This window comes from Burkholderia sp. AU33545, from assembly GCF_020419685.1.
Taxonomy (GTDB): domain Bacteria; phylum Pseudomonadota; class Gammaproteobacteria; order Burkholderiales; family Burkholderiaceae; genus Burkholderia; species Burkholderia diffusa.
The window spans coordinates 83,115-103,732 of record NZ_JAIZRQ010000004.1; the positions used below are offsets into that span (position 1 = coordinate 83,115).

20 protein-coding genes are annotated in these 20,618 nt (G+C 67.2%); 15 read left to right on the forward strand and 5 right to left on the reverse strand.

Translation table 11 applies throughout. The features are described from left to right. Positions 1–38: 38 nt before the first annotated feature. The 4 genes from dkgB (at position 39) to LGM71_RS14245 (ending at position 3,766) form a co-directional block, all read left to right on the forward strand. Positions 39–845: a 2,5-didehydrogluconate reductase DkgB gene (dkgB, locus tag LGM71_RS14230; RefSeq protein ID WP_151049003.1), complete on the forward strand. Its 807-nt coding sequence runs from the start codon at positions 39–41 to the stop codon at positions 843–845. A 90-nt stretch (positions 846–935) separates the two neighbouring features. Continuing rightward, a complete protein-coding gene (locus tag LGM71_RS14235; protein ID WP_059608111.1) occupies positions 936–2,051 on the forward strand; it encodes an alkene reductase in 1,116 nt (371 codons plus the stop codon). A 20-nt stretch (positions 2,052–2,071) separates the two neighbouring features. Beyond that, positions 2,072–3,076 (forward strand): aldo/keto reductase, encoded by a 1,005-nt coding sequence (locus LGM71_RS14240; RefSeq protein WP_151049005.1) that lies wholly within the window; start codon positions 2,072–2,074, stop codon positions 3,074–3,076. Positions 3,077–3,247: 171 nt separating this feature from the next. Continuing rightward, positions 3,248–3,766, forward strand: coding sequence for a DUF3455 domain-containing protein (locus LGM71_RS14245; RefSeq protein ID WP_226115191.1), 519 nt, complete (start codon positions 3,248–3,250; stop codon positions 3,764–3,766). A gap of 137 nt (positions 3,767–3,903) precedes the next feature. Here the strand turns inward: LGM71_RS14245 and LGM71_RS14250 are convergent, their stop codons facing one another. Continuing rightward, positions 3,904–4,569 carry an O-methyltransferase gene (locus LGM71_RS14250; RefSeq protein ID WP_059608108.1) on the reverse strand — a complete coding sequence of 222 codons (666 nt, stop codon included), beginning with the start codon at positions 4,567–4,569 and terminating at the stop codon, positions 3,904–3,906. Positions 4,570–4,662: 93 nt separating this feature from the next. Here LGM71_RS14250 and LGM71_RS14255 point away from each other — a divergent pair, with 93 nt between their 5' ends. The 6 genes from LGM71_RS14255 (at position 4,663) to LGM71_RS14280 (ending at position 11,563) form a co-directional block, all read left to right on the forward strand. Beyond that, the gene (locus LGM71_RS14255) at positions 4,663–5,295 is read left to right on the forward strand and encodes a TetR family transcriptional regulator (protein WP_226115192.1); all 633 of its coding nucleotides are present in this window, start codon (positions 4,663–4,665) and stop codon (positions 5,293–5,295) included. Between the two features lie 543 nt (positions 5,296–5,838). Beyond that, the gene (locus LGM71_RS14260; RefSeq protein ID WP_124624344.1) at positions 5,839–7,227 is read left to right on the forward strand and encodes an NCS2 family permease; all 1,389 of its coding nucleotides are present in this window, start codon (positions 5,839–5,841) and stop codon (positions 7,225–7,227) included. Between the two features lie 202 nt (positions 7,228–7,429). Next, positions 7,430–8,023 carry a hypothetical protein gene (locus LGM71_RS14265; protein WP_226115193.1) on the forward strand — a complete coding sequence of 198 codons (594 nt, stop codon included), beginning with the start codon at positions 7,430–7,432 and terminating at the stop codon, positions 8,021–8,023. A 237-nt stretch (positions 8,024–8,260) separates the two neighbouring features. Then, positions 8,261–9,181 (forward strand): LysR family transcriptional regulator, encoded by a 921-nt coding sequence (locus tag LGM71_RS14270; RefSeq protein ID WP_185715840.1) that lies wholly within the window; start codon positions 8,261–8,263, stop codon positions 9,179–9,181. A gap of 225 nt (positions 9,182–9,406) precedes the next feature. After that, complete coding sequence (locus LGM71_RS14275; protein WP_059528597.1) at positions 9,407–10,189, forward strand: ABC transporter substrate-binding protein; 783 nt, start codon at positions 9,407–9,409, stop codon at positions 10,187–10,189. A gap of 258 nt (positions 10,190–10,447) precedes the next feature. Then, on the forward strand, positions 10,448–11,563 hold the full coding sequence (locus LGM71_RS14280) for a succinylglutamate desuccinylase/aspartoacylase family protein (RefSeq protein WP_059608103.1): 1,116 nt from the start codon (positions 10,448–10,450) through the stop codon (positions 11,561–11,563). Positions 11,564–11,705: 142 nt separating this feature from the next. Here the strand turns inward: LGM71_RS14280 and LGM71_RS14285 are convergent, their stop codons facing one another. Beyond that, entirely contained in the window at positions 11,706–12,512 is an 807-nt protein-coding gene (locus tag LGM71_RS14285) for a MetQ/NlpA family ABC transporter substrate-binding protein (protein WP_226115194.1), read from the reverse strand. A 307-nt stretch (positions 12,513–12,819) separates the two neighbouring features. Here LGM71_RS14285 and LGM71_RS14290 point away from each other — a divergent pair, with 307 nt between their 5' ends. The 4 genes from LGM71_RS14290 (at position 12,820) to LGM71_RS14305 (ending at position 15,268) form a co-directional block, all read left to right on the forward strand. After that, the gene (locus LGM71_RS14290; protein WP_059467242.1) at positions 12,820–13,980 is read left to right on the forward strand and encodes a porin; all 1,161 of its coding nucleotides are present in this window, start codon (positions 12,820–12,822) and stop codon (positions 13,978–13,980) included. A 221-nt stretch (positions 13,981–14,201) separates the two neighbouring features. Beyond that, the gene (locus LGM71_RS14295; RefSeq protein WP_059528608.1) at positions 14,202–14,462 is read left to right on the forward strand and encodes a DUF2866 domain-containing protein; all 261 of its coding nucleotides are present in this window, start codon (positions 14,202–14,204) and stop codon (positions 14,460–14,462) included. A 123-nt stretch (positions 14,463–14,585) separates the two neighbouring features. Then, on the forward strand, positions 14,586–14,969 hold the full coding sequence (locus LGM71_RS14300) for a DUF6232 family protein (RefSeq protein ID WP_059680324.1): 384 nt from the start codon (positions 14,586–14,588) through the stop codon (positions 14,967–14,969). 71 nt (positions 14,970–15,040) lie between these two features. Then, complete coding sequence (locus tag LGM71_RS14305) at positions 15,041–15,268, forward strand: hypothetical protein (RefSeq protein ID WP_059608121.1); 228 nt, start codon at positions 15,041–15,043, stop codon at positions 15,266–15,268. Between the two features lie 323 nt (positions 15,269–15,591). Here the strand turns inward: LGM71_RS14305 and LGM71_RS14310 are convergent, their stop codons facing one another. Continuing rightward, on the reverse strand, positions 15,592–16,203 hold the full coding sequence (locus LGM71_RS14310) for a trimeric intracellular cation channel family protein (protein ID WP_124901688.1): 612 nt from the start codon (positions 16,201–16,203) through the stop codon (positions 15,592–15,594). An 8-nt stretch (positions 16,204–16,211) separates the two neighbouring features. Continuing rightward, positions 16,212–18,335, reverse strand: coding sequence for a penicillin-binding protein 1A (locus LGM71_RS14315; RefSeq protein WP_226115195.1), 2,124 nt, complete (start codon positions 18,333–18,335; stop codon positions 16,212–16,214). 210 nt (positions 18,336–18,545) lie between these two features. On the opposite strand from LGM71_RS14315, the gene LGM71_RS14320 reads away from it, so the two are divergent. Then, a complete protein-coding gene (locus LGM71_RS14320; protein ID WP_226115196.1) occupies positions 18,546–19,340 on the forward strand; it encodes an aminoglycoside phosphotransferase family protein in 795 nt (264 codons plus the stop codon). A 102-nt stretch (positions 19,341–19,442) separates the two neighbouring features. Here the strand turns inward: LGM71_RS14320 and LGM71_RS14325 are convergent, their stop codons facing one another. Further along, complete coding sequence (locus tag LGM71_RS14325) at positions 19,443–20,279, reverse strand: bifunctional allantoicase/(S)-ureidoglycine aminohydrolase (RefSeq protein WP_226115197.1); 837 nt, start codon at positions 20,277–20,279, stop codon at positions 19,443–19,445. Positions 20,280–20,618: the final 339 nt, after the last annotated feature.

Consider the following 20,618-nt stretch of genomic DNA (forward strand, 5'->3'; position numbering starts at 1 on the left):
CCATACCGCAATCGCTCCACCTCTTCCAGGAACACATGATGAGCAACATTCCCGCATTCGGCCTCGGCACCTTCCGCCTGCAAGGCCAGGTCGTCATCGACTCGGTCCGCAACGGCCTCGAGGTCGGCTACCGCGCGATCGACACCGCGCAGATCTACGGCAACGAAGCCGAAGTCGGCGAAGCGATCGCCGCATCGGGCGTGCGCCGCGAAGACCTGTTCCTCACGACGAAGATCTGGGTCGACAACTACGCGCCGGAAAAGCTGGTCGCCAGCCTCGAGGAAAGCCTGCGCAAGCTGCGCACCGACTACGTCGACCTGACGCTGATCCACTGGCCGGCTCCGGAGAGCGGCGTGTCGGTCCAGGCATTCATGACCGCGCTCGCCGACGCGAAGGTGAAGGGTCTCACGCGCCGGATCGGCATCTCGAACTTCAACATCGAACTGACGAAGGAAGCGATCGCGGTGGTCGGCAAGGATGCGATCGCGACGAACCAGATCGAACTGAGCCCGTACCTGCAGAACCGCAAGCTGGTCGAATTCCTGAACGGCGAAGGCATCCACGTGACGTCGTACATGACGCTCGCATACGGCAAGGTGCTCGGCGACCCGGTGATCGGCGCGATCGCGCAACGTCACGACGCGACGCCGGCGCAGGTCGCGCTGGCCTGGGCCCTGCAGCTCGGCTACTCGGTGATCCCGTCCTCGACGAAGCGCGAAAACCTCGCGAGCAACCTGCTCGCGCAAACGTTGCGCCTGACCGACGAGGACATGGCGCAGATCGCCGCGCTCGAACGCAACGGCCGCGAAGTCGACCCGGTCGGCCTCGCGCCGAAGTGGGACTAAGGCCCGCTCCCGCTGATAACAGGCCCCGGCATCGCCCCCTCAATCGAACCGTCCGCGGCCAGCCGGCCGCGGCACCGACAGGAATCCATCATGACCCAGGACCCGCTTTTCCAACCGCTGCAATTCGGCTCGCTGACACTGCCGAACCGTATCGTGATGCCGCCGATGACGCGTTCGCGCGCCAGCCAGCCCGGCGACGAAGCCAACGAACTGATGGCCGCGTATTACGCGCAGCGCGCGAGCGCGGGCCTGATCGTCAGCGAAGGCACCTACATCGCGCCGCTCGGCAAGGGCTACGCATGGACGCCCGGCATCCACACGCCGTCGCAGGTCGCCGGCTGGCGCAAGGTGACGGACGCCGTCCACGCAGCGCATGGCCGCATCTTCGCGCAGCTCTGGCACGTCGGCCGGCTGAGCCACACGAGCCTGCTCGGCGGCCGGCAACCCGTTTCGTCGTCGCCGCTCCAGGCGAAGGGCGTAAACGTGTTCGTCGCCGGTGAGGACGGCAGCACGCCGGGCTTCGTGCAGGCGTCCGAGCCGCGCGCGTTGTCCGTCGACGAAATCGGCGAGATCGTCGATCAATACCGCGCCGCCGCGCGCAACGCGATCGAAGCCGGTTTCGACGGCGTCGAGCTGCACGGCGCGAACGGCTATCTCGTGAACCAGTTCATCGACTCGAACGCGAACACGCGCACCGACGCGTACGGCGGCTCGCTCGACAACCGGCTGCGCTTCCTGCGCGAAGTCGCGCAGGCGTTGATCGAAGGCACCGGCGACGCGTCGCGCGTCGGCATCCGCCTCGCGCCGCTGACCACGCTGAACGGCTGCGTCGACGACGATCCCGAGACGACCTACCTCGCCGCCGCGAAGCTGCTCGGCGAACTCGGTGTCGGCTACCTGCACATCGCGGAAGCCGACTGGGACGACGCACCACTGATGCCGGTCGAATTCAAGCAGCAGCTGCGTGCCGCGTTTCCTGGCGTGCTGATCTACGCCGGCGCGTACACCGCCGAGCGCGCGCGGGAAGCGATCGCCGCCGGCTGGGCCGACCTCGTCGCCTTCGGCCGACCGTTCGTCGCGAACCCCGACCTGCCCGAGCGCCTGCGCACCGGCGCCGCGCTCACGCCGCACGACCGCAACACGCTGTTCGGCGGCGGCGCACGGGGCCTGACCGACTATCCGACGCTCGCGCAGGCTGCGGCCTGACCGATCGACAGGAGTCCGACATGAGAATCACGTCCCCTTCCCGCCTGGGTTTCGGCACCGCGCCACTGGGCAACATGTATCGGGACATCCCGAACGAAGAAGCACTGGCCACCGTCGACGCGGCATGGGAAAGCGGTATCCGCTACTTCGACGCGGCGCCGCTGTATGGCGCCGGCCTCGCCGAGCTGCGCCTCGGTGAAGCGCTCGCCGGCCGGCCGCGCGATGAATATTCGCTAGGCACCAAGGTCGGCCGCCTCGTGCTCGACGAGCACGAGGATGCGTCGCAGCGCGATCTCGGCGAGAAGGGCGGGCTGTTCCGCCATGGCCTGCCGAACAAGATCGTCTACGACTACACGGAAGACGGCACGCTGCGCTCGATCGAAGCAAGCCTCGAGCGGCTGCGCACCGACCGCCTCGACACCGTGTGGATCCACGATCCGGCGATCGACTTCCACGGCGAGCGCTGGCTCGACGTGTTCGACGTCGCGATGTCGGGTGCGGCCAAGGCACTCACGCGGCTGCGCGACGAGAAAGTCATCAAGGGCTGGGGCCTCGGCGTGAACCGGATCGAGCCGTGCGAGCTCGCGCTCGAGCGCTCGGACCCGGACGGCTTCCTGCTCGCCGGCCGCTACACGCTGCTCGACCATGCCGGCGCGCTCGAACGGCTGATGCCGGAAAGCGCCGTGCGCAGCCTCGGCATCATCGTCGGCGGCCCGTACAACTCTGGCGTGCTCGCGGGCGGCACCCACTTCGAATACCAGCCGGCCACGCAGGAGATGCTCGACCGCGTCGCGCGCATCCGGCAGATCAGCGAGCAGTTCGGCGTCGATGTCCGCGCGGTGGCGCTGCAGTTCTCGCTCGCGCACCCGGCCGTCGCGGCCGTGATCCCCGGCGCGAGCCGGCCCGAGCGCATCGACGAGAACCTGCGGCTCGCGTCGGCGCCGATTCCGGCAAGCCTGTGGGACGCACTGAAGGCCGAGCGCCTGATCGCGGAACACGCGCCGACACCGGCCGGCGCGGCCTGAGCCGCTTGCGCGCGACCGCCGCGACGAGCGGCCGCGCACATCCATTCCCGTGCAATCGCGGCGGCTATCGCCGCGATTGCCATTTCCGAATTGCGGCCTGCGCAATCGCCGTCTAACGTTTACGAAATCGACTTCGCACGACCGTCACCCGACCTGAAAGGACGCTCCGCCATGCCAAGCCGCTTTCCGAAACGCGACATGCTGCGGGCCCTCGCGGCCGGCCTTTCGTTCGCGGCCTGCACCTTGCCGGCCCATGCCGAAGATGCAACCGGTCTCGTGCCGCCCCAGCCGGCGTCGCCCGTGCTGTCGACGACCGCGACCGGCGTGCAGATCTACGCATGCGAATACGACGCCGGGCACCGGCTCGCGTGGGCATTCCAGCGCCCGGAAGCGATGCTGTTCGACGCCACCGGCGCGCTCGTCGTCCGGCACGGCGCGGGGCCGTCGTGGGAATCGCTCGACGGCAGCCGCATCACCGGCAAGAAGCTCGCGGAAACGCCCAGCGCGCACCCGGGCAGCATTGCGCAACTCCTGCTCGCCGCGACGCCGGCAGCAGCCGGCATGCTCGCCGGCGTGCGCTTCGTACAGCGGCTCGATACCGTGGGCGGCACGCCGCCGGAGGCGACGTGTGCGATCGAACATGCGATCGGCCGCTTTCCGTATTTCGCGCGATACGTGTTCCTGAAGTAACGCGCGGCGGCATCCCGAAGCGCGGACGCCGCTACCGTGGTACTCACAAGTCCATTTGATCAGTCATCCTGCATTTACCGATCGTATGTCCGGTGTATTCATCGTCATCGATCGGGCCAGGACATGATGCGCGCGCGTCAGCGCGTGCGCATCGACAGCTCGACGTCGCCGCCAAACGGGACCGACAGATAGCCGTTTTCCGGCGCGCGCACGTAGGCGAGGTAGTCGGGACTGTATTGCGCGTTGTCGGCAATGACGAACGCGCCGGGCCGCAGCCGGCGCTCGACCAGCGCGAGCACCTCGGGATACAGCGCCTTCGCGCCGTCGAGCAGCAGCAGGTCGACCGTTTCGGGCAGATCGGCCGCCAGCGTGCGCAGCGCATCGCCTTCGCGGATCTCGACGAGATCGGCCAACCCGCCGGCCGCCAGGTTCTCGCGCGCCCGCGCGACCTTCGACGCCTCGAACTCGCTGGTGATCAGCCGGCCGCCGCCGTTGTCGCGCAGCGCGGCCGCGAGGTGCAGCGTCGAGATACCGAACGACATGCCGAATTCGACGATGGCGCGCGCGCCGTTACTGCGCGCGAGCATGTACAGCAGCGTGCCCGTCTCGCGCGACACCGCGAGCGGATAGTCCTTCAGGCGTGCATAGAAATCGGCGTAATCGGTCTTGCTGCGCATCAGCCGCGCGTGCTCGTCGTGCGTCAGGTCCGCGAAGTCCGGGCTCGACGCGGGCGACGATGCGTCGGCTTCGTCGAACAGGCGCGCGAGCAGCGACGCCAGCGGGTCGTGAATCAGGGTGGTCATGCGAATCTCCGGTGTCAGGTTGAGTGCGTCAGGGCGCCCGACTAGAATATGACGAACTATTCAGGTTTTACTATTCGCATTGGCAGACCCGTCATGACCGACCGCCGCAACGCCCCGATCGCCTCGCGCAGACTGCCTCGGCAGGCCCGCTCGACCCAGCTCGTCGATGACGTGCTGCAGGCCGCTATTCAGGTTCTGGCAACCGAAGGCGCGCAGCGCTTCACGATGGCGCGCGTCGCCGAGCGCGCCGGTGTGAGCGTCGGTTCGCTATATCAGTACTTCCCGAACAAGGCGGCCGTGCTGTTCCGGCTGCAGCACGACGAGTGGCGCCAGACGTCCGGGATGCTGCGCGGGATGCTGGAAGATCCGCGCAAGACGCCGCCCGAGCGGCTGCGCACGGCCGTCCATGCGTTCATCCGCTCGGAATGCGACGAGGCGCGAATGCGCATCGCGCTCGACGACGCCGCGCCGCTCTATCGCGACACACCCGAGGCGCAGGAAGCGAAGGCCGCCGGCAACCGGATCTTCAGCGCGTTCATGCTCGACGCGCTGCCCGACGCACCGGATGCCACGCGCGCGCTCGCGTGCGAGCTCATCACGAGCACGCTCACGAGTTCCGGCAAGGCGTTTTCGGAAACCGAACGCACGCCGGCGGAAATCGACGCGTACTCGGCCGCGATGGCCGACATGTTCTGCGCGTATCTCGCGCAGCTCGCGCGCGGCTGACGCAACGACGGCGACGACGGCAACGACGCACGCCAGCGCAGCACGCGCGCGGCCCCGGTATGATCCGGACTCACGTTGCGCACGGCGGCGCGGCGCGTCACGCGCGGCCGTATTCACGCACCTGCGCGGCCTCGATGAAAGACATTCGTAATATCCGATGCGTCACCCGCTCCGCTCCTGCCCGCCGATCCAGCATTCGAATAATCGCCTTAACGGATTCGAACTAGGCGTATACACGCGTTCCGCGACGACGAAGCCCCGTTGCACGCCGATATAAGCGCTGCGACATGCGCTGCATGCTCGTCCCCCAATGGGACGTGACGGGCCGTTCGCCTAACCTTCGCTACGGCAAAGCACACGTGACGGGGTCGACTACACCACGCGTCGTACGACGCGACACGCGCGCCCATCGACGCGCGGACGACGACACGAATCGCGCGTGATGCGTCCCCACGACGCTGCCGATAATTTCAACCAGATACGAGACACCCTGACGACGGCCTGCCACGGGCCGTTTCAGCATGCTGATAAAGGAGCAAGCTCATGAGTGATACCCCGGTGCAGCCGACGGTCGGCGTCGGCGCGGAAGAAACGGACTTCGGCACCAAGGGAGTCATCGACCGGTACTTCGGCATTTCGTCGCGCGGCAGCACGCAGCGTCGCGAAATCGTCGCGGGCGTGACCACTTTCCTCGCGATGGTCTATTCCGTGTTCGTCGTGCCCGGCATGTTCGGCAAGGCCGGCTTCGACACGAGCGCGGTATTCGTCGCGGTCTGCCTCACCACCGCCTTCGGTTCGCTGCTGATGGGCCTGTGGGCGAAGCTGCCGATCGCGATCGGCTGCGCGATCTCGCTGACCGCGTTCACGGCGTTCGGCCTCGTGCTCGGCAAGGGCCTGCAGCCGACCGTCGCGCTCGGCGCCGTGTTCCTGATGGGCCTCGTGTTCACGGGCATTTCGGTCACCGGCGTGCGTTCGTGGATCCTGCGCAACCTGCCCGCGGGCGTCGCGCACGGCACCGGCATCGGCATCGGCCTGTTCCTGCTGCTGATCGCGTCGAACGACGTCGGTCTCGTGATCAAGAATCCGGGTGCCGGCCTGCCGGTCTCGCTCGGCCAGATCACCGCGTTCCCGGTCATCATGTCGGTCGTCGGCCTCGCCGCGATCTTCGGGCTCGAGAAGCGTCGCGTGCCCGGCGGCATCCTGCTCGTCGTGGTCGCAATCTCGCTGATCGGCCTCGCGTTCGATCCGGCCGTGAAGTACCGCGGCATCTTCGCGCTGCCGTCGCTGAGCGCACCGGGCCACGCCTCGCTGATCGGCGCGATGGACATCAAGGGCGCGCTGTCGATGGCCGTGCTGCCGAGCGTGCTGGCGCTCGTGATGACCGCCGTGTTCGACGCGACCGGCACGATCCGCGCGGTCGCCGGACAGGCGGGCCAGCTCGACGAGAACGGCCGCATCATCAATGGCGGCCGCGCGCTGACCGCCGATTCGGTCAGCTCGATCTTCTCCGGCTTCCTCGGCGGCGCGCCGGCCGCGGCCTACATCGAGTCGAGCGTCGGCGTGGCCGCCGGTGCGAAGACGGGCCTCGCGGCCGCGGTGGTCGGCGTGCTGTTCCTGGTCGTGATGTTCTTCTCGCCGCTCGCGGGCCTCGTGCCGTCGTACGCAACGGCCCCCGCGCTGATGTACGTCGGCCTGCTGATGCTCGGCAGCGTGAGCAAGCTGCACATGGACGACATGGTCGATGCGATGTCGGGACTCGTGTGCGCGGTATTCATCGTGCTGACCGCGAACATCGTGACCGGCATCATGCTCGGCTTCTCGACGCTCGTGATCGGCCGCATCGCCAGCGGCGAATTCCGCAAGCTCAACGTCGGCACCGTGCTCATCGCGGCCGTGCTCGTCACGTTCTATCTCGGCGGCTGGGCGATCTGACCGCGGATCATGCGCGACGTCGCCGGCACAAGGGCGGCGCGCATCGGGACGACCCCGTCTCCTCCACCATCGTCGTTGATGGTCTCCAGGCCTGGAAACGCATGTTTCCAGGCCTTTTTTGTCGGTGCGGCCGGCGTTGCGGCGCGTCGCGCCGCGAGTGCGCATGCGGTGCTACGATCACGTTTTGTCCCCCGGAACGCCCATGAATCCGTTCGGCATCGTCTCTGAATCAGACACGCGGGCCGCGGCGAGCAAGCCGCCTTTCATCCCGTCGTTCGGCTTCGTCGAAGTTCATGAATCCCGGCCGATCGACGCGCCGCCGTCGCGCATCATCGACGCCGTGGCCGCGCTCGACATGCGCGCCGATCCGGTCATCGATGCGCTGCTTGCCGTGCGCGAATCGCCGGCGGCCATCGCGCGTGCGCTGGCCAACCGCCCCGCCGAAGGCGCACGCGAACGCTTCGGCTTCGATACGTTCACGCTGCTGCATCGCGACGAGACGTCGCTGTCGCTGGGGCTCATCGGACGCTTCTGGCGCCCGACACCCGACGTGCGCACGATCGACGACGCCGAGGCCTTCGTCCGGCACGACGATCCGCGCGATGCGAAGCTGGTGCTGCGGTTCGAGGTCGTCGGACTGTCGTCCGGCACGCGCCTGCTGCGCACCGAAACCTTCGTGCACTGTCCGAGCACGCGCACGCGCCTGCTGTTTCTGCCGTACTGGCTCGCGATCCGGCTCGCGAGCGGCTGGATCCGCCGCCGCACGCTCGCGGCCGTCGAACTGGCGCTTGCCTGACACACCCGGCCGCCACGATATCTTCACGCGGTGCGTCGTAGCGCGGCGCATCGCGACGACGTCACGCCCCGCATGCACCGTCATCTGCAATCCTGATCGGTTCGCCGTCGATCTCGACGAAGAAATGCCGTAGCGTGCCCCGCGGTTTTTGTTTCGCCCGGCGTTCGCCGCCGCGGCGCGCTACCCTATCGATCTTCGCGCCGGCGCCCCGGCCCGCCGCCAGATCCGAACCGATCGATGACCCGCATCCGAAACCACCTGAACATCGCGCAACTCCAGGCGTTCGTCTCCGCCGCGCATCTCAAGAGCCTGCGCGCCGCCGCGCGCGAACTCGGCGTCACGCAGCCCGCGATCACGCATACGATCCGCGAACTCGAGTCGGCGCTGAACGCGGAACTGCTCGCGCGCAGCGTGCGCGGCGTCGAGCTGACCGCGTGCGGCCATGCGCTGCTGCCGCGCGCCGAACAGCTGCTCGGCGACATGCGCCGCACCGTCGAGGCCGTCGAGCAGGTGAAAGGCGAGATGTCCGGACGTGTCGCGGTCGGCACGATGCCGTCGATCGCGCTGACCGCGCTGCCGCACGCGGTCACCGCATTCCGCCAGTCGATGCCGAACGTGAGCCTGCATCTGGTGGAATTGACGGTGCCGGACGCGCTCGCGCAATTGCGCAACGGCACGCTCGACATCGCTGCGATGCACCATGTGCCCGCGCTCGACCGCGATTTCACGCAGGTGCCGCTGCTGTCGACCGAGTTCACCGTCGTGATGCGCGAAGGCCACCCGCTCGCGCACGCGCGCCGGTTAGAGGAACTGCTCGACGCCGAATGGATCGTCACGGTCGGGGCCGAGCAATTCCCGCACAGCGTGATGGTCGGAATGTTCGAGGCGCGCGGGCTGCCGCTGCCGAAGCGCCTGCTGCGCTCGCCGATGTCGTTCGCGGTGACGCTCGGGCTCGTGGCGCGCTCCGACGTGATCGGCTGCTTCACGCGCCCGCTGGCCGCGATGGTGGCGCCGCTCGGGATTCGCACGGCCGACCTCGACGAAAGCATGCCGCGCTTCGACCTGTCGATCATCGCGCGCCGCGACCTGCTGCCGACGCCGGCCGTATCGCAATTCGTCACCTGCCTGCAGCGCGCGGTCAACGAAACGCTCGGTTGAATCGTTCCTACGTCTGAAACGGTCGTGCGCCGCACGCATGGCCGTCGGGTCCGGTATCGGGGCATGTCCTAGGCGCCCTGCCGGTATTTTGTCTTGATAATCTTGCGCACGTCGCGCGCCCGCATCGGGCAGCGAAACGGACAGCTCGACGCGAAGCCGCGCCGGGCCGAAGGCTTACGGCGCGGCACAACCGCGCACCCATCGAACAAAACGAGGAGTCACCGAGTGAAAAAGATTCTTGCGGCTGTGACCGTAGCCCTGCTCGCCGTATCGGCCGGCACTGCATACGCGAAGGACTGGACGACCGTGCGCTTCGGCGTCGACGCAAGCTACCCGCCTTTCGAATCGAAAGGCGCTGACGGCAAGGTGGTCGGGTTCGACGTCGACCTCGGCAACGAAATCTGCCGCCGCATGAACGCGAAGTGCGTGTGGATCGAAAACGACTTCGACGGGATGATCCCGGCGCTGAAGGCACGCAAGTTCGACGGCGTCCTGTCGTCGATGTCGATGACGCCGGCGCGCCAGGAACAGATCGCGTTCTCGTCGAAGCTGTTCAACACGCCGACGCGCCTCGTCGCGAAGAAGGGTGCCGGCCTGATGCCGACGGCCGAATCGCTGAAGGGCAAGTCGGTCGGCGTCGAGCAGGGCACGATCCAGGAAACCTACGCGAAGACGTACTGGGCCCCGAAGGGCGTGAACGTCGTGCCTTACCAGAACCAGGACCAGGTCTATGCCGACCTGATCTCCGGCCGTCTGGACGGCGCGCTGCAGGACGCGGTGCAGGCTGAAATCGGCTTCCTGAAGACGCCGCGCGGCGCGAGCTTCGATTTCGCCGGCAAGGACATCGACGATCCGAAGACGCTCGGCAACGGCGCCGGCATCGGCCTGCGCAAGGAAGACACCGACCTGAAGGCGAAGATCGACGGCGCGATCGCCGGCATGCGCAAGGACGGCACGTACGACAAGATCGCGAAGAAGTACTTCGATTTCGACGTGTACGGCAAGTAACACCGCGCAACGCGCGCTTCGCATCCGCGCAGACGGGCTCCGCAAGGAGCCCGTTTTTTTTGCCCGCGCGCGACGAAAGACTGCGAGGCACGCATGCACGACGGGCCGCGGCACCGTTATTTTTTACGCAACAACCCGATGATTCGTAAAGGAAATCGACTTGCCCGGCGCGCGGTTTGATAGGTTCGCGCAAGGCAACGTACAATCGATCTTCCACGCATACCGGATCACTCGCGGCTGCGCCGCCCTCCCCTCATCATGCAAACGCAGACCCATCCGCTGATTTCCCCCGCCGTCGGCACCGAACGCCAGATCACGAGCTTCCACTACGGCCCGCGCGGCCAGAAGAAGGTCTACATCCAGTCGTCGCTGCACGCGGACGAACTGCCCGGCATGCTGGTCGCCGCGCTGCTGCGCCGCAAGATCGCCGCGCTCGAGACGGCCGGCAAGCTGCGCGGCGAGGTGATCATCGTCCCGGTGCCGAACCCGATCGGCCTGTCGCAGCACGTGTTCGGCGATCACCTCGGCCGCTTCGAGCTCGGCTCGATGCAGAACTTCAACCGCAATTTCTACGATCTCGCGGCGCTCGTGCTGCCGCGCATCGAAGGCCGCCTGACGAACGACGCGCAGCGCAACCTCGCCGCGGTACGCGCCGCGATGCGCGAGGCGCTGGACGAACAGAAGCCGCGCACCGAGCTCGAATCGCAGCGCCTCGCGCTGCAGAAACTGTCGTTCGACGCCGACATCGTGCTCGACCTGCATTGCGACAGCGACGCGGTGATGCACCTGTATACGAACCCCGATCTGTGGGAAGACGTCGAGCCGCTGTCGCGCTATCTGGACGCGCAGGCGTCGCTGCTCGCGCTGAATTCGGTCGGCAATCCGTTCGACGAGATCCACAGCTTCTGCTGGTCGGATCTGCGCAACCGCTTCGGCGATCGCTTCCCGATCCCGAACGGCGCGATCTCCGTCACGGTCGAACTGCGCAGCGAGCGCGACGTGTCGTACGAACTCGCGGAGAAGGACGCGCAAGCGATCGTCGAATACCTGACCGAGCGCGGCGTCATCGACGGCACGCCGGCGCCGCTGCCGCCGCTCGCGCATCCGGCCACGCCGCTCGCGGGCACCGATCCGCTCGTCGCGCCGGTGTCGGGCGTGATCGTGTTCCGCACGCCGGTCGGCGCGTGGATCGAGGCCGGCCAGGACGTGGCCGACATCGTCGATCCGCTGACCGATCGCGTGATCACGCTGAAGAGCAGCGTGTCGGGCGTGCTGTACGCGCGCCAGATCGTGCGCTTCGCGACCGCCGGGATGGAAGTCGCGCGGATCGCCGGCGCGACGCCGATCCGCACCGGGTCGCTGCTGTCGGCCTGAGCCCCTGAACCCCTGCGCCGCCTGAGTAGCGGCCGGCCCGCGCGCCGCAGCACGGCGCGCCAACGAAATCGCCCGCTTGCGCGGGCGATTTGCTTTTCGGTCTGGCGCGATGCCCGCGACGCGGGCTGGCCACGGCCGACGTTCAGAACGCCGGCACGATCGCACCGCCGAACTTCTGGTCGATGAACTTGCGCACGTCGTCCGATTCATAGGCCGCGACGAGTTTCTTCACCCACGGCTTGTCCTTGTCCTGCGCGCGCACCGCGATCAGGTTCGCATACGGCCCGCGCAGATCCTCGATCGCGATCGCATCCTTCACCGGCGTGAGCCCGGCCTTCACCGCGTAGTCGGTGTTGATCGACGCGGCGTCGAGGTCGGGCAGCGCGCGCGGCAACTGCGCGGCGTCGAGCTCGACGATCCTGATCTTCTTCGGATTCTCGGCGACGTCGAGCGGTGTCGCGTTCACGCCGTTCGTGCCGGCGCCCGCCTTCAGCTTGATCACGCCGTATTTCTGCAGCAGCAGCAGCGCGCGGTTGCCGTTCGACGGATCGTTCTGGATCCCGACCTTCGCCCCCGCCGGCAAGTCCTTGAGCGACTTGACCTTCTTCGAATAGAAGCCCATCGGCGCCGTGTAGGTCAGCCCGACGTTGACGATCCTGTAGCCGCGCTGCTTGATCTGGCTGTCGAGAAACGGCTGGTGCTGGAAACCGTTCGCATCGAGGTCGCCCGCGTCGAGCGCCGCGTTCGGCTGCACGTAGTCGTTGAATTCGATGACCTTGATCGCGAGGCCTTCGCGTGCGGCGACTTTCGTCACCTCGGTCCAGATCTGCGCGTCGGGGCCGCTCATCGTGCCGATCTTCAGCGTCTGGGAGTCGGCGTGCGCGCCGGGTGCGGCAAAGACCAGCGCCGCGGCAAGCGCGCCGAGGCCGGTCAGGATCGAACGTCGCATGGTGTCCTCTTGTCCCGTGTCGTTGTTGAAGCGCGCATCGTGGCACGGGGCCGGAACGGCACCAACCAAGCTTATTTCATGTACATATTCCGGATCCCGATCGAATCTCAGGCGGAATCGGTATAACTCCCTGCTGTACAACCGGGCAGAATCCAGTGTCGCTTCGGCACCACAGATTCGTCATATGACAAAGCCTGTCACATTCATTACGTGGCCCGCCGATAAAGTTGCGACCGGTCCGTGAAAGCGCCCATAGAGAGCGCCGGAACCGCAACTGGACACGCAATTTACTCGCTCGGAGAATCCTTTGAACAAGAAACTGTTGACCATCGCCATCCTCGCAGCAACGGCTGGCGCGGCACACGCACAAAGCAGCGTGACCCTGTATGGCGTCATCGATGCCGGTATCAGCTACGTGAACCACAGCAAGACCGCGAACGGCGGCAGCGGCAAGCTGTTCAAGTACGACGACGGCGTGGCCCAGGGCAGCCGTTGGGGCCTGCGCGGCACCGAAGACCTCGGTGGCGGCCTGAAGGCAATCTTCGTGCTCGAAAACGGCTTCAACAGCGGCAACGGCACGATCGGCCAGGGTGGCGCGATCTTCGGCCGTCAAGCCTATGTCGGCCTGAGCCAGTCGCAATACGGCACGGTCACGTTCGGCCGCCAGTACTCGTTCTCGACCGACATCCTCGGTTCGAACTACTCGACGGGCGGCAACACGGTCGCGGGTAACTACGCGTACCACGTGAACGACATCGACCAGCTCACGTCGAGCCGCATCAACAACTCGGTGAAGTTCCAGAGCGCGAACTACGCCGGCTTCACGTTCGGCGCGTTGTACGGCTTCTCGAACTCGACCGACTTCGCCGGCGCCCCGTCGACGACGACGGGCACCACGACGACGGCCGGTTCGTCGCGCGCATACAGCTTCGGCCTGAACTACGCGAACGGCCCGTTCGCACTCGGCGCCGCATACACGGACATCCGATTCCCGAGCCAGTCGACGCCGGCATTCTCGACGTCGATCGCGAACATCGCGCTGACCAACATCCGCGACCTGCGCACGTACGGCGTCGGCGGCCGCTACATCTTCGGCCCGGCAACGGCATGGCTGCTCTGGACGCGTACGCAGTTCACCCCGATCGCGGCTGGCGCATCGGGCACGTTCTACAACGCGTATGAAGCAGGCGTGAAGTACGCGATCACGCCGGCCCTGTCGGCAGCAGCGGGCTACACGTACACGAACGCAACGCAAAGCGGCAACTCGGCGCACTGGAACCAGGGCAACCTGGGCCTCGACTACGCGCTCAGCAAGCGTACCGACGTGTACGGCCTGGTTGTCTACCAGAAGGCGTCGGGCAACGGCGTGCAAGCGCAGATCGGTTCGAGCACGAGCTACTTCAGCACGTCGGGCAACGGTTCGTCGAACCAGCTGGCCGCTCGCGTCGGTATCCGTCACAAGTTCTAAAGCATCCGCTTAACTGTCCGCTCATTTCGCGGACGACGACGGCAAGAAGCGCCCCGCTCCACGCGGGGCGCTTTTTTATGGGCTTTTAAGTTTCGCTTAATTCTGGGCTGAGAGGATGCTCTCACCCCCCCTGTTGGCCGCCTGAGCATCGGCGGCTTTTTTTTTTGAGACCCACTACGGCACCGGCATCAACTGCCCACAAGACAGGATCGGAGCCCAAGATGATCGAAGATACCGTTTTCAGCCATCTGCACGCGATTCTGACGCGCCGGCATTCGCTGCCCGTCCAGAGCTGCCGCGTGTCGGTGGAAATGCAGCGCCCGTGGGGCCGCCCGTACCGGCTCGTCGAATGGACGATGCATCTCGACGCGCCTGCGCGACGCCAGATCGTGCCGGCCGAATCGACCGACGAAGAGATCGCCGAGGTCGTCGCGTCGCACGTGCCGGGCCGACTGTACGGCGACGGCCGGCTGCAGTTCTGACTCCCCCCGTTACCCTCCGTTGCCCGCATCGCGGCCGGCCCGCACGCATCGTGCGGCACTCGGTCTCGTTTGACGCGGCAACGAATTCTGCTACGCTGCGCGTTTTCGTCCACGCAACACACGATGGAAAACGCATTCAACGAACGCGGCGTGATGGTCACGCGCAACGGCCTGTCGGCCGCCGGGCAGGTCTTCCCGCTGCGTGACATCCGCAACGTCGATGTCGTCAAGATCCCGAAGAATCGCCTCGTGCCGTCGCTGATCTCGCTGATCGGCGTGGCCACCGCCGTCGCAGGCGGCATCGGCGCATCGAGCGCCGCGCTGGTCGTCGGCGTGATGCTCGCCGTCGTCGGCTATCTCGCCTGGACCACGCAGGACATCACATACCGGCTGATGGTCGAGATGCCCGACGGCAAGCGCGAAGCGCTGTCCAGCGTCGACGCCGAATTCGTCGAGCGCGTCGCGCAAGTCGTGCGCGATGCACGGACGGCGACGGCCGCCGGCTGATTTCCGCTGCGCGCGCCGACCACCTACTATTGAATGAGCGGCACGCCGCCGCGTCGTTCGAGGAGGTCGGCATGAACGCCCAATCGCTGTCCGGCATGCTGCGCGCGCAGGAACTGCTGCTCGTCTCGATGATCCGCGCGCTGCCGCCCGACACACGCAGCGTGCTCGTCGACCTCTACGCCGAACAGCTCGCGTTCGCCGAACAGGCCGGCTTCGAAGGCCACGGCGATCGCGCGACGCACGACGCGTTCATCGCGCATGCGCGCAACCTGCTGATTCGTATCGAATCGCTGGCCTAGGGCCGGCCCGCTTTCACCGCATGTCTCGCCGCGCGGCCCGCCCGATCCGCGCCGACGGTACGCGTCCGCACGCGCCGCTTTTCGCCCCTTCACAGATAATGATTCTCATTTACATATGTGAAATTATCGATTCCCCTTCAATTCTCCGTTCGCCGCCAGCCGCGCGCGAACGGGCCAGCCAGGTGAACGCGCCCCCCGCCAGCCTTCGGGCTAGTCATCGTCAATGGGAGACCACCTGTGCATTGCTATCCGGCGACGGGCCGCCACCGGTCATGGTGCCGGCGTAGCACGCGCGTATCGTCGCGTCCGCGCGGCTACCTCGCTCAATGCTCGACGTCCGCGACACCGAACGTCCGCATTTTCCATCCCAGCCGCACCGCAAGCATGCGCGTCGTGAAGCCCGCCGCCAGCGCGACCACCGACGCCAACCCGGCATCGATGCCGAGATGCTGGATCCCGACGTACAGCGTGCCCGTGAAGAACGCGACGCTCGCATACAGTTCCTCGCGCAGGATCAGCGGCATCTCGTTGCACAGCAGGTCGCGCAGCATCCCGCCGCAGACACCCGTGATCGCGCCGGCCAGCACGACGATGATCGGCGCGGCGCCCGTCGACGCGCCGATATCGCAGCCGATGATCGTGAACGCTGCGAGACCGATCGCGTCGACGGTGACGAACAGCGTCTTCATCCGCGCGACGTGCCGCGCGGCCCACGACGCGACGGTCGCCGCGGCGAGCGTGATCACGAGGTACTCGGGATGCGCGATCCAGCCGAGCGGATAGTGGCCGAGCAGCACGTCGCGCACCGTGCCGCCACCGAGCGCCGTCACCGCGCCGACGAGCGCGAGCCCGAAGCGGTCCATCCCGCGCCGCATGCCCATCAGCGCGCCCGACATCGCCTCCGCGACGATCGCGATCAGATAAAGCGTATGCATCGCGCGCCTCAGTCCTGCGTACGGAACAGGTCGAGCACGCGTTCGCGCTCGGCCGCATCGACGGCTGCGGGCATCGGCTCGTCGGGCTTGCCCTTCTCGCCCGATGCATCCGGCGCCTCGGAGGCCGGTGCGCCGCCGCACGCGAAGCGGCTGCGGATGAACGGCGGCACGTCCGCCGTGCACGTGCCGCGCGTGTATTCGGCGTACACGAAATCACCGTCGACGAGCGCGACGTCCTGCGGCGGCGTCGCATCGACCGGCGTGCGTCCGTCGACGGCCGTCTTCATGTAGTCGAGCCAGACCGGCAGCGCGAGCGTCGCGCCGGTCGCGCGTCCCATCGGGCGCGGCGTGTCGTAGCCGAGCCACGCGACCGCGACGATCCCCGACGAGTAGCCAGCGAACCAGACGTCCTTCGATCCGTTCGACGTGCCCGTCTTGCCGGCCGCGTCGTCGCGACGCAAGGCGAGCGCGCCACGCGCGGTGCCGGCCTTCACGACGTCGCGCAGCATGCTGTCCATCACGAACGCGTTGCGCGCCGACACGACGCGCGCGCCTTCAGGCGTCGTCGCCTCGTACATCGCGCCGCCGTGACGCTGCTTCACCGACAGGATCAGGCGCGGCTCCATCCGCGTCCCGCCGTTCGCGAACGCGCTGTATGCGCTCGCGAGTTCGAGCGGCGTCACCGCGCCCGCGCCGAGCGCGAGCGGCAGCGACGCCGGATTGCGCTGCGCGTCGAAACCAAAATGCACCGCGTGCTGCTGCACGTAGCGCGCGTCGGCGGCCTGCATCAGGCTGACCGCAACCAGGTTCTTCGAGCGGACGAGCCCGCGCCGCACCGGAATGAAGCCCTCGTAGCGGTTGCCGAAATTGCGTGGGCGCCACGGCCGCGCGCCGGTTTCCTCATGGGTGAGCGTGCGCTGCGTGTCGTCGACCAGCACGCCCGGAAAGTAGCCCTTCTCCAGCGCCGCCGAATAGACGAACGGCTTGAAGCTCGAACCCGGCTGGCGATACGCCTGCAGCGCATGGTCGAACACGTTGCGATTGAAATCCGCGCCGCCGACGAGCGCGAGCATGTCGCCCGTCGCCGCATCCAGCGACACGAGCGCGCCTTCGAGCCCGTTGCGCGCATCGCGCTTCGTGCCCGGCTGCCGGCTCAGCGTGCGCTGGAGCGCGGCTTCGGCCGCGCGCTGGTCGCGCATCGAGATCGTCGTGGTCACGTCGAGGCCGAGCGTATAGGCGTCGTCGCGAAAGCGCTCGACCATCATCCGGCGCGCGCGCTCCGCGACGTACGGCGCCGCGATGATGCCGGGCGGCGGCGTGGTCGCCAGCGCGATCGGCATGTCGGCCGCGGCGCGATACGTCGCGTCGTCGAGCTCGCCGAGCGCATGCATGCGGCCGAGCACGTAGTTGCGCCGCGCGGTCGCGCGCGCCGGATTGACGACCGGATTGAACGCGGACGGCGCCTTCGGCAATCCGGCGAGCACGGCCGCTTCGCCCGCGCTCAGCGCGTCGAGCTGCTTGCCGAAATACACATTCGCGGCCGCCGCGAACCCATACGCGCGCTCGCCGAGATAGATCTGGTTCATGTAAAGCTCGAGCAGCTTGTCCTTGCTGTACTCGCGCTCGAGCTTGATGGCCATCAGGATCTCGGCGAGCTTGCGGCTCAGCACCTTGTCGCGCGTCAGGTAGAAGTTGCGCGCGACCTGCATCGTGATCGTGCTGCCGCCCTGCCCCGGCTGTCCCGTCACGACGTTCGCGAACGTTGCGCGCGCGAGGCCGCCGATATCGATCGCGCCGTGCTGGTAGAACTTCGCGTCCTCGGCCGCGAGCAGCGCGTGCCGCATGAGCGGCGGAATGCGTTCGAGCGGCACGAACTCGCGGCGCTCGACGCCGTACTCGGCCAGCAGCTCGCCGTCGCGCGAAAAAATCCGCAGCGGCAGCGCGGGACGATAGACGGCCAGGTGCTCGACGGATGGCAGCTGCGTCCAGATGCGGTGGATCGTCCATGCGCCGATGCCCGCGCACGCGAGCGTCAGGCCGACCAGCGCACCCGCGAGCATGCGCCATACACGGCGCGGCGACGTAGGAGGCGGTGCCGGTGGCGGCGAAAGATTGGCTGGGTGATCGGTCATGCAGGCTCCTTCTTCAATGCGGCGAACGCGGGCGCGCAACAGGCGCCCGTCGGTCACGGAAGGCGCGCATTGTCGAAGGGATACCGGGATACCGGAACATTCTTTAGCCTAAGTTTTGCTAGCTAAATTTTATTTAGGAAGGGTTGCGCGGGCGGTTGTGCCGGGCGAACCGCGCGGCGCACGAGCCAGTTCGCCTGTACCATCGTCTGCATGTTCGACACGTACCTGCGCCAGTGGGACCTCGTTCCCGACGGCGGCCCGATCCTGACCGCGAGCGGCGGCGTGCTGCCCGTCGTCTGGCACGCGCGGCCCGCGATGCTGAAGGTCGCGACCTGCGACGAGGAACGCCGTGGCAATGCGCTGATGACCTGGTGGAACGGGGATGGCGCCGCGCGCGTGTGGCTGCACGACAGCGACGCGGTGCTGCTCGAACGCGCGCAACCGGCACCCACGCTCATCGGCCTGTCCGTCGCGGGCCACGACGACGATACGATCCGGATCGCATGCCGCGTGGTCGCGCGGCTGCATGCGCATCGCGCACCGGCAACGCCCGAGGTCGTGCCGCTGACCGACTGGTTCCACGCGCTGCTGTCGCACGACACGGGCGATGAAACGCTGCGGCGTTCGGCCGCGACGGCGCACCGGCTGCTGGCCGCGCCGCCCGTCGACGACGTCGTGCTGCACGGCGACATCCATCACGGCAACGTGCTGCACTTCGGCGATCGCGGCTGGCTGGCGATCGACCCGAAGGGTCTGCGCGGCGACCGCGCGTTCGATTACGCGAACCTGTTCTGCAATCCCGCGCACGACATCGCCGTCGATCCCGCCCGCTTCGCGCGGCGCTGCGCGCTCGTCGCCGAGGCCGCGCAACTCGACCGCCGCAGGTTGCTGCAGTGGATCCTCGCCTGGGCCGGCTTGTCCGCGGTCTGGCTGATGGAGGACGACCTGCCGCCCGATACGCGTGTGCAGGTCGCGAGGATGGCTGCCGCAGCGCTCGACGAATAGCGTGCGACAGCCGTCACCACTTCGGCTGCATCGCGTGGCAGCGCCCATGAAAAAACCCGCCGGCATGCACCAGCGGGTTTTCGTGTCCGACGTGCGCGACGCTTAGCGCGCCGGATTCAGCGTCAGGTTCATGTGACGGTTCACATCCTTGTACAGCAGGTAACGGAAGCGGCCGGGGCCGCCCGAATAGCATGCCTGCGGGCAGAACGCGCGCAGCCACATGAAGTCGCCCGCTTCCACCTCGACCCAGTCCTGGTTCAGGCGATAGACGGCCTTGCCTTCGAGCACGTACAGGCCGTGCTCCATCACGTGCGTCTCGGCGAACGGAATCACGCCGCCCGGCTCGAACGTCACGATGTTCACGTGCATGTCGTGACGCATGTCGCTCATGTCGACGAAGCGCGTCGTCACCCATGCGCCGTTGGTGCCCGGCATCGGGATCGGCTCGACGTCCTGCTCGTTGGTCACGAACGCTTCCGGCAGCGCAATGCCGTCGACGACCTGGTAGTGCTTGCGGATCCAGTGGAAACGCACGGCGGCATCGCTGACGTTGTGCAGCGTCCAGTCGGCGCCCGGCGGGATGAAGGCGTAGCCGCCCGGCTTCAGCGTGTACTGCTTGCCTTGCAGCGTCAGCTCGGCCTCGCCTTCGACGACGAACAGCACGGCTTCGGCGTTCTTGTCCTGCTCGGGCTTGTCGCTGCCGCCACCCGGATTCACTTCGACGATGTACTGCGAGAAGGTTTCGGCGAAACCCGACAGCGGACGCGCGATCACCCACAGGCGCGTGTTGGTCCAGAACGGCAGCCAGCTCGTGACGATGTCGCGCATCACACCCTTCGGAATGACCGCGTACGCCTCGGTGAACATCGCACGATCGGTCAGCAGATCGGTCTGCGGCGGATGGCCGCCATGCGGCGCGTAATACGTTGTCTTAGACATAAAGCATCCAGGCAATGGGTTGGTCCGGCCCCGGGTGGCAACGGCAGGCGCGGCACGCGTGTGGGGCACGCATGCGGCGGCGGGACATCGCTGCCGGGGTGGCTTGAAAGCGCGGGCGCCTTCGTTCGGTCGGCCAGGCTTCGCGACGGGCCCGCCCGGTTCAGCGGGCGGGGGCGAGCCATGCTTGCGGGTCCGGCGGCCGGGCCGCGGACACTCGGGGTCATACGGCGGGGCACGGGGGACGGCACGGTTCGATTCCGTACGCGGGCAGCGCTGACGATAGCGAAGTCGATCCCGATCGACCAATTAAATGTTGCGATGACATCCATTCGATTTCGC